The following is an 8,856-nucleotide window of genomic DNA, read 5'->3' as shown; positions in this document are numbered from 1 at the left end:
ATTGTTTGTGGGGGTAATCAAATGTTCGCTCGCTTCCCAAATGCATTAAGATTACGGCTCCGTTCAGCCCTCCTTCACCGGACTGTTCGAAATCTAAAATCTGTCGATAGATCGCTTCCGAAGATCGATAAAGCGAGCTTTTCGGATCGGCTACCCAATCGAGGGTATCCAAGCTCTTTTTCCCCGATCGGGTCCAGCCGACATGTGTGTAGCCGATGGAACGCGCCCAGGCGACGATCTCGTCGTTAATTTCGCCGTACGGTGCCCGCCACAGATGCGCCATGGGCGTGCCGGCGACGGCCTGATACCGTCGCTCAACTTCCTCAAGTTGGGCGGCAAACGCTTCTTTGGTCAAAGCCGATGTGCGCTGCTTAGCGTTAATCAAATGGTCGTGCACCAGGAGATGATTCGCCGCCTCGTGTCCTTCGGCGGCAATTCGTTTCACGATGTCCGGATAATCCGCAATGAATTGCCCCGTCAGAAACATCGTCGAGTGAATGTTTCGCGCTTTCAGATCGTCGAGAATTTCACCGGCGACGCGCGCGTTCGATCCGGCATCGAACGTGAATGCGACCTCGCGGCGACCCAAATCGCCCCGGGTAACGGCCGCCCTCGAGGGGATTAGTGTCTCCACCGTCTTGGGACGGAGCGACGCGAGCTTTTCCTCGACCCATTTTCGAAGGCTTTGATCCTGCGCTTCGAGTTTTTCAAGTACCCGCTCATGCGTCGCCAATTGCCGACCTTCCGATCGTCCGTAACGAAAAGACGTCCACGCAACGCTTCCCATGACGAAGATCAGCGCGGCGGCTGCGCCGTACATCCAAGGCCCCGGCCGGGTCTTACCGCTCGCCCGCTCCTTCAGCTCCCGATGAACGTCCGAGATCACCAATCCCAGGGCCCGCGACTGTTCGCGCGTCAGGGTTTCGATTTCTCCTTTAAGGCGGCGTTGAAGGTCGGCTCGGGCTTCCGCGCCCAGCTCCTTCGCACCGGTTGTTGCGGCCTGGACGACGTCGTTCCAGTTTCCCCTGTGCGCGACGAAAAGCGACGCCGTCTGGTCGACCACTTTCACCAACTCTTGATTGAGCTTCCGGCGAAACTCCTCCGCGACGCTGCTCAGCGTCTTTTCCACCGCCCGATGGACGTTTTGAATTTCTCCCAGCTGGCGCTCGGCCTGTTCGTCGATTCTTAGCCCTAATTTATGTAAATCTTTTAAATGATTGGATGAGGATCCTTCAAGTACTTTCTCGATCTTTTCAATGCCGGATTCCACCTCGTCCTTCTGCTGGTCGAGACGATTCCCGAAGGTCGAGAGCGCTTCGGCCAATTCTCCCGTCCGTCGTTTCAGTTCGTCGGTGAAATGTGACTTTTGGCTCTCGGATATGCCCTGAACTTTTTCAAAAAAGTTGTCGATTCGCCCTTGTAAGCTGGCGACCTGGTGCAAGAGAGATGAGGAACGTGTCTCATATGCCCCGTGGATCTCGGTGATTTGGTCGCGAAGCTCGAGCACACCGTTTCGGATCGCAAGGGAGATCTGTTGAAGATTGGCATCTCGGTCGGCCAACCCCTGGGTTCGTTCGTCCCCTGCACGGTCCAGACGCTGAATCAACGTGGATAAATTCTCGGCCGCGGACTTCAAGTCCCCCGCGGCGGCCACGGCGGAGCCTTCCACCATCGTGGCTAAAGCCGTCAGCGCATGATCGAGTTCCGTTTCAAGTTTTTCGAAATCGTTGCGAACGTTTACGGCGACGATATCGCCGTATTCACGAAGGTCTTCGTTGAGGCTCGCGTCGAGCTGTTCCAACTGTGTGGACAGTTCGACGGGCTCTCTATTTTCCGCAAACGCTTGCGCACATCGCGGGCCGCAAAAGATATGATGATGGGCCTTTTGTTGACAGCTGGGGCAGATCGGTAATTTGCAGCTGTAACAGCGACGGCGTGCCGGAGCGTCGGGGTGATTCCCGCACACCATAGTGTTCAAGTGTACGGGAGCGCCATTCGTTGCGGCAGATGGAACGATTGTTTACCTTTCTCGAACGGGATAGAACGCAACTTAAGTTCAATGCAAAATGAACTGATCAGCATGATCCTGGGGTCTTTGGCGGCCGCGGCCAGTGTCGCTTGGCCGAGACGAGCGTTTATATTCGGTGTTCTAAGCCTTTCCCAAGGAATGTTCTTGGGAACGGTCGGCGTCGGTGGAGTCGGTTTCATCGGCTGTCTGTTCGTGGCCGACCATCGATCACGTGTTTTCTCGTTCATTGCGGCCACGGCTTTGGGGATCGGATGTTTTTTTCGACCGTCCGCCTGGGGCCGCCTGCTAGGCATTTTCGAAGGATTTCAGATGGCCGCTTCGAGTGACCTTGCGGGCGTGGGATGGGGCCAATGGACGTGGCATCAAGCGGCGGCGCAGCGAGAGGTCTTGCGATGGTTTCCCATGGAACCTTTCAAAAACGCGGCGGCTTATTTCGGAGTCGCCCCTTCCCTGCCGGCGCATCTTTTTGCCGAGCTCGGCTTAGTCGGCCTTTGGATATGGATCGGTGTCATCGGGATCGCTATTTGGATGTTGTACCGATGTGGAACTCTTCGCTTTCGCGTACCCGCGGCCTTCGCTGTTGTATTTCTTTTGGCGTCAATCGGAACGACGCCGGTTCAACGATCGTTGACGTTTGACGAAGCCGCGGCCGCTCAATGCGATGTCATGTTGGCCCAGATTGTCGAGGGAAAAGGCGGTCTTCACATTTTTCAACGCCATTGTCCGGAAATTCGGCGATTGGAGTTCGAAGGGTCGTTGCTTGAGGGACTGGGAGATTTGACTACCGCGGAATCCGCGTATCGCATCTGGCACGAAACGTTTCCGCGCGACGTTATGCCCGCTTACGCCTTGGGCCGCCTGGCGCTGCTTCATCACCGAAAGTCGGTGGCTAAACGTTGGTTCGAGGTCGCGGCCCAAGGAAACCCGAAGAACGACCGGAGAGCGGCTTGGTTGCGCGGCGAAGCTGAACGATTTGTATCCGGGGATGCCGCTCAAGAACGGCTTTGGAATTCAGCGGAACTACGACGATGATCAACCGGGATTCGTGAACGTCGGATCGTTGTCGCCCAATTTCGGTTCGTCGAAAGGAGGAGGCGGAGTTTTCTTTTTGCGACTCCGTAATACCAAGGCGATGAGGGTCAGGCCGGCGGCGATTCCCACCAGGCCGATGCCGAGAATCTTGTAAGGAATGTTCATGAAACTGGTCGGCGGAAGTTCGGGCGTGGGCGTGGGGGGCGGCGTGAAAACCGGGGCTGCTTTGACTTCCGGCTCGATGACGGGACCAAACATCGGATTGGCGGCCAGGAACTTCGCCACCTCCGGGTTGTCCCGGAATCGCGCCAAGAGCTCGCGAATTCGCGCGTAATCCCCCTCTCGGGCGTTCACGAGAAGCGGCAGAATAAGAACGACTTCTTCCGGCGCCAGTTCGTTTGAATAACGGTCCAGAATCTGCGTCAAAATTGCGGCACTCTTCGCGGGATGGGGATGCTTGAGACACTCAAAGAGAAACGACTTTTTCGTCACTCGCGCGAAATCCGGGTCGCCCGGCTGAGGCGATTTTTCGCTCCAAGGGAAGGCCACTTCCGGCGTCGCATCCGCCCGGGGCATCGCGGGCCGCGGCTCGGGAAAAATGTATAAAGGGCTATCCCGCCGGATCCACCCTCTTCGTACTTTTTGGGCGTCGTCGCTCAAAAACAGGACTTTGACGTAGCTTCCTTTTTTTCCCGAGGTCCGCTCCAGGATCAAAATCTCGGCGCAGGGTTGGAGCTTGGCCAGCGGCTTCCCTTTCGCATCCGGAAATTGTCGAACCGGAATCGCCGTTTCCAAAACGAGAGCGTCTTTCGGAATCAGTTTCTCGGCGGCGCCGCCAAGGGGAACCGTTGCAAACAGAGCCAGAGCCGCGGCCCAAACAGCAACTCGATAAAAGCTCCGTCTATGCTTCGTAATATTCACGGCCCAGGTGCGTAATCAAGTCTTCGCCCTGGATGTATCGGAGGGTGTTCTTGAGCTTCGTCATCTGAATGAAAAGATCGTGCTCGGGGTACAGTCCTTCCGCCACCATCGGGCTCTTGTAATAGAATGACAGCCACTCCTGAATTCCTTTGAATCCGCACCGCTTCGCGAAGTCCATCAACAAAACCAAGTCCAAAACGATCGGCGCCGCCAAGATCGAGTCCTTGCACAGGAAGTTGATCTTAAGCTGCATTTTGTAATTGAGCCAGCCGGTCAGATCGATATTGTCCCAGCTCTCTTTGTTGTCCCCGCGCGGAGGATAATAGTTGATCCGGACCTTGTGGTAGAGATCACCGTAAAGCGAGGGATAAAGATGCGGCTGAAGGATCGATTCCAAAACGGAAAGTTTGGATTCTTCTTTCGTCTTAAAATTCTCGGGCGCATCCAATACTTCTCCGTCCCGATTCCCGAGAATATTGGAGGAGAACCAGCCGTTGATTCCGATCATGCGCGCTTTCAAACCGGGAGCGATGATCGTTTTCATCAGCGTCTGTCCGGTCTTGTAATCTTTTCCGGATACCGGAACGCCCTTTTCCTTGGCCAACTCGATCATGGCCGGAATATCGACCGTAAGGTTGGGCGCTCCATTCGCATAAGGGACGCCGGACTGAAGAGCTGCGTACGCGTAGATCATGCTGGGCGGAATGTTCGGGTCGTTGTTCTTCAGCCCCTTTTCAAAAGCTTCGATCGTTTGGTGCACAGCGCTGGGCTGAAGATACGCTTCCGTAGATCCGCACCAAATCATGACTATGCGGGAAACCCGTTTTTCCTCCTTGAACCGTGCGATGTCGTCCATCACTTGGCGGGCAAGATCGTATTTGGTCTTTCCGGTCTTGACGTACGTTCCCTTGAGGCGCGAAACGTACGCGGGATCGAACACGGCTTTCCACGGCTTGATCGAGGCGATGTCGTCCTTCACCTGTTCCACCAACTGCTTAAAAATGACGTTGGAGCGAACGGCAACGTCGTAGCAATTTTCGTCAAAGATGTCCCAGGCGCCGAACTCCAGGTCTTGAAGCTTCGTAAGAGGGACAAAATCCTTAATTAACGGACTCCGTTTGTCCGTCCTTTTCCCCAATCGAATCGTCGCCATCTGCGTAAGCGAACCGATCGGTTCACCTAAACCTCGAAGGATCGCTTTCACGCCGATAATAAAGGTGGTCGAAACCGCGCCTAAACCCGGAATTAAAACACCGAGCTTTCCGTCGGCGGGAGATACGTTGACTTTCTCTTGGGTCGTGCTCATGGGTACACCTCGGAAAAACCTAAAAAAGCCGCACGCTTATATCGGAAAAGCGCCTGCAGGTCTAGTCGGACCTTAAATAGTGGCATCCGATGGAAGAATGGTTTCGACGCGCAGCCGTCAAAATGAGCTGGGCCACCGTGGCGCCGTTTCGAAGTCCGATCAGCTCGTCCGAGAGCGCCGAATCGCCGTAGAATTTTTCAATCTCGTCGGCCAGGTCCCGCAGGATTCTCTGCGCCCGCTCAAGCCGTTTTGGCGTGCGAACGAGGCCGACATAGTTCCACATCGTGTGCTTGATCGTCATCCAATCCTGAGTCAAAAGATCCCGATCCACCGCTTCCATTTCTGGCTCCCACAGGCGAATGTCCGGAAAATCGTACCGACCCGAGTTCATCCTCCGTTGCACATTCTGCGCGGCCCGAACTCCCCAGACCAGATCCTCGAGAAGCGACGTGCTGGCCAGGCGATTCCCTCCATGCACTCCGGAGCAGGCGACCTCGCCGATGGCTTTGAGATTTTGAATCGTCGTATTTCCGTCCAGATCGACCGCCACGCCACCGCACGAATAATGGGCGGCCGGAACCACCGGAACCGGTTTCTGCGTCATGTCGATACCGCTCGCCAGGCAGGCTTTATAAATTGAGGGGAATCTCTTCTTAATCCAATCCGCCGGTTTGTGGGAGATATCCAAATAAACCCACTCGGAACCTTCACGGAGCATTTCATCGTGAATGGCTCGCGCGACGATGTCGCGGGGAGCTAACGCCCCTCGATCGTCGTATCGTTTCATAAATTCTGCCCCCGCTCGGTTGATGAGACGTGCCCCCTCCCCCCGCAAGGCTTCGGAAATCAAAAATCGTTCCGGCGTCTCGCGGTAAAGCGCCGTCGGATGAAACTGCACGTACTCCAAGTTCATGATCCGGGCGCCGGTCCGATAGGCCATCGCCAGACCGTCTCCTCGCGCGCCGGCCGGATTCGTCGTGTGAAGATAAAGCTGTCCCAGTCCGCCGGTCGCCAAAATGGTTTCCTTGGCGAGGATCGTGATCACTTCGCTTTTCCGTCGGTCGAGCACGTAAGCCCCGACGCATCGGGGGCTCTTATAAATGTCCCGGGGATCGAGCGAATGGTGGGAAAGCGTCAACAGATCCACGGCGGTATGCTCGGTTAATATTGTGACGGTCTTCTTCCCGGATATCTCTTGAAGAAACGCCCTTTCGATCTGCGCGCCGGTTTGATCCCCGCAGTGCAGAATTCGATGGAGTCCGTGCGCCGCCTCTCCCGTCAAACTCAGCGAGCCGTCGTCGTTCCGATCGAACGGAACCTGAAGATGTTTCATCAGGATCTTTTCGACCCAGGCCGGCCCCTCGGTGGCTATTAATTCTACCGCCGCGGGGTTGCAGATTCCGGCCCCGGCCTGTTCGATCTCCTTTTTCAGTTGGGCTGGATTGTCTCCCTCGGCGTGGAACATGATTCCGCCCTGCGCCATTGAGCTTGCGGTGTCGGCCGGCTTCTCCGCCCGCGTGATCATCGTGACGCGGATTCCCATGTCGGCGAGCTCCAGCGCCGCCGTGCAACCGGCCATCCCGGTTCCGATAATCAGACAATCGGTCTCGATTCGATGGTTCGTCATGCCGGCTCGATTTCAAAACTGATGTCGACGGCTCGGGGAGAGTGCGTCAGCGCGCCGACGGATATATAATCCACACCGAGTTTAGACAGTTTCGCCACACGCTCCAGCGTTACGCCGCCCGAAACTTCGATTTCAGTGCGGCCCCGAATCATTTTCACGCACTTATCCACGTCGGCATCCGACATATTATCCAAAAGTAAGCGGGTGGCTCCGGCTTCGATCGCGGGCTCCACATCATCGGATTTCGCGATTTCAACAGTGACCGGCTTGCCGGGAAAGCGCGTTTTTGCTTTGGCCGTCGCTTCCGCCACCGAACCTTTGCAGGCGGCAATGTGATTGTCTTTGACGAGAATCGCATCATACAGGCCGAGTCGATGATTCACTCCGCCCCCCATTCGGACCGCATACTTATCGAGATGGCGGAGTAGCGGCACCGTCTTGCGCGTATCGAGAATCTTCGTTTTCGTCCCTTTCGTCGATTCAACGTAAGTACGTGTCAACGTGGCGATCCCGCACAAGCGTTGAAGAAAATTGAGAGCCACTCGCTCCGCTTTCAGAAGGGATCGGTAGGTCCCGTCCACTTCGAGAATCACGGTCCCCGACTGAACGAGGTCTCCATCCGAAACCGTTTGTTTGAATCGGCTATGGGGATCGGCCGTCAGAAAGACGCCTCCGGCCACGCCCAATCCGGCCACAACCAGCGTTTCTTTGGCCATAATTCGGCCGTGCCCCCGAAGTTCGGCGGAAACCACCGAATCGGTCGTGACATCTCCGGATCCGATGTCCTCTTCCAACGCGCGGCGGATAATATCGTCGGTAAACATAGTAACGGGCGGAACCCTATTCGCCGCACCGCCTCCCCGTCAAGAACGGTCGGCGACGCCACTTGACGAACTTATATCCACATATAGTATATATATGTGGCCCAAATCACGATTTATCTCCCGGATCCTTTGGCCCAGCGGTTGAAAACCGAGGCCAAACAACAACGTAAGAGTTTGTCCAAGTATATTGCTGACCTGGCGCGGTGGGCTTTTCGACCGAATCGCTGGCCAAAAGGTTTTTCGAATCTCTACGGAAGTTGGACGGGGAAACTCACCGTACCGAACGACCCACCACCGGAACGTGTATCCGACTTGTGACCTGCCTTCTCGATACCAACATTTGTATTGCGTATTTGAATGGTACGGACCGAAAGGTTCGCGACCGACTTTTGGCTCTATCCCCTGAAGAGGTTTCACTGTGCAGCGTTGTGAAAGCTGAACTCATCTTTGGAGCCCGTCACAGCGCCAAAGTCGAGGAGAACTTGCGCCGCCTCCGTGCCTTTTTCGCTCCGTTTTCCTCCCTCCCCTTTGATGACGCAGCTGCCGAGCAATATGGAATCCTCCGGGCGCATTTGGAACGAGAAGGTCGACGAATCGGCGCGAACGACATGATGATTGCGGCGATCGCCATGGCTTCCGAAAACGTCTTGATCACACGGGACCAAGCTGATTTTTTTCGTGTGCCCGGCCTTCGCCTGGAAGAATGGTAGCGTAAACCGCTACAACGTAACCTTCTTTTCAAACACCCATTCGCCCAGTGTCAGGCGAATTTCAAGTGCGTTGGTCCCTTTGGCCGCCAATTTCTTTCCGGATTCGAACGTCACGGTTTTTTCGAGCTTTTTGTCCCCCACCTGCAAAACGCACGTCAATTGCGGCGCTTTGGATCTCGGCGCCGTCAGGATGTTTTTCTGTTCCTCGGACTTGGCCTTCATCTTCGCAAGATGAATCTTTTGGAGTTCATCGCTGCTTAGGCTTACGGTCTGCGCTTCCCGCCACTCCTCCTCTTCCGCTTGATCCAATTGATCCTCACGCACGGCGGTCTTGGCTTCGCGGGCCGCGGGCACCACAAAAAGTGTGTGTTCGCCGACGGTGATTTTGTCGCCGATCCGGATGATCT

8 protein-coding genes are annotated in these 8,856 nt (G+C 55.7%); 2 read left to right on the top strand and 6 right to left on the bottom strand.

The features are described from left to right. The coding region (locus tag VI895_10395) for a polysaccharide deacetylase family protein (GenBank protein ID HLG20206.1) at positions 1-1,969 on the bottom strand (1,969 nt) is incomplete at its 3' end. A gap of 90 nt (positions 1,970-2,059) precedes the next feature. On the opposite strand from VI895_10395, the gene VI895_10390 reads away from it, so the two are divergent. Further along, complete coding sequence (locus tag VI895_10390; protein ID HLG20205.1) at positions 2,060-3,061, top strand: hypothetical protein; 1,002 nt, start codon at positions 2,060-2,062, stop codon at positions 3,059-3,061. On the opposite strand, the gene VI895_10385 is transcribed toward VI895_10390, so the two are convergent. The 4 genes from VI895_10385 to nadC all read right to left on the bottom strand — a co-directional run bounded on the left by VI895_10385 (position 3,062) and on the right by nadC (position 7,739). Beyond that, positions 3,062-3,982 (bottom strand): hypothetical protein, encoded by a 921-nt coding sequence (locus VI895_10385; GenBank protein ID HLG20204.1) that lies wholly within the window; start codon positions 3,980-3,982, stop codon positions 3,062-3,064. Continuing rightward, the gene (locus VI895_10380) at positions 3,963-5,288 is read right to left on the bottom strand and encodes an inositol-3-phosphate synthase (GenBank protein ID HLG20203.1); all 1,326 of its coding nucleotides are present in this window, start codon (positions 5,286-5,288) and stop codon (positions 3,963-3,965) included. The genes VI895_10385 and VI895_10380 overlap by 20 nt, the downstream gene beginning before the upstream one ends. Before the next feature lie 61 nt (positions 5,289-5,349). Continuing rightward, the gene (nadB, locus tag VI895_10375; GenBank protein HLG20202.1) at positions 5,350-6,915 is read right to left on the bottom strand and encodes an L-aspartate oxidase; all 1,566 of its coding nucleotides are present in this window, start codon (positions 6,913-6,915) and stop codon (positions 5,350-5,352) included. Further along, positions 6,912-7,739 carry a carboxylating nicotinate-nucleotide diphosphorylase gene (nadC, locus tag VI895_10370; GenBank protein HLG20201.1) on the bottom strand — a complete coding sequence of 276 codons (828 nt, stop codon included), beginning with the start codon at positions 7,737-7,739 and terminating at the stop codon, positions 6,912-6,914. The genes nadB and nadC overlap by 4 nt, the downstream gene beginning before the upstream one ends. 314 nt (positions 7,740-8,053) lie before the next feature. On the opposite strand from nadC, the gene VI895_10365 reads away from it, so the two are divergent. After that, complete coding sequence (locus VI895_10365) at positions 8,054-8,449, top strand: type II toxin-antitoxin system VapC family toxin (protein HLG20200.1); 396 nt, start codon at positions 8,054-8,056, stop codon at positions 8,447-8,449. 9 nt (positions 8,450-8,458) lie between these two features. On the opposite strand, the gene VI895_10360 is transcribed toward VI895_10365, so the two are convergent. Next, on the bottom strand, positions 8,459-8,856 hold a 398-nt coding region (locus tag VI895_10360), incomplete at its 5' end, for a hypothetical protein (GenBank protein HLG20199.1).

It is taken from the genome of Bdellovibrionota bacterium, assembly GCA_035292885.1.
Lineage (GTDB): Bacteria > Bdellovibrionota_G > JALEGL01 > JALEGL01 > DATDPG01 > DATDPG01.
Note: the sequence above shows the minus strand (reverse complement) of the source record. Positions and strands in the feature narration are given on the sequence as shown.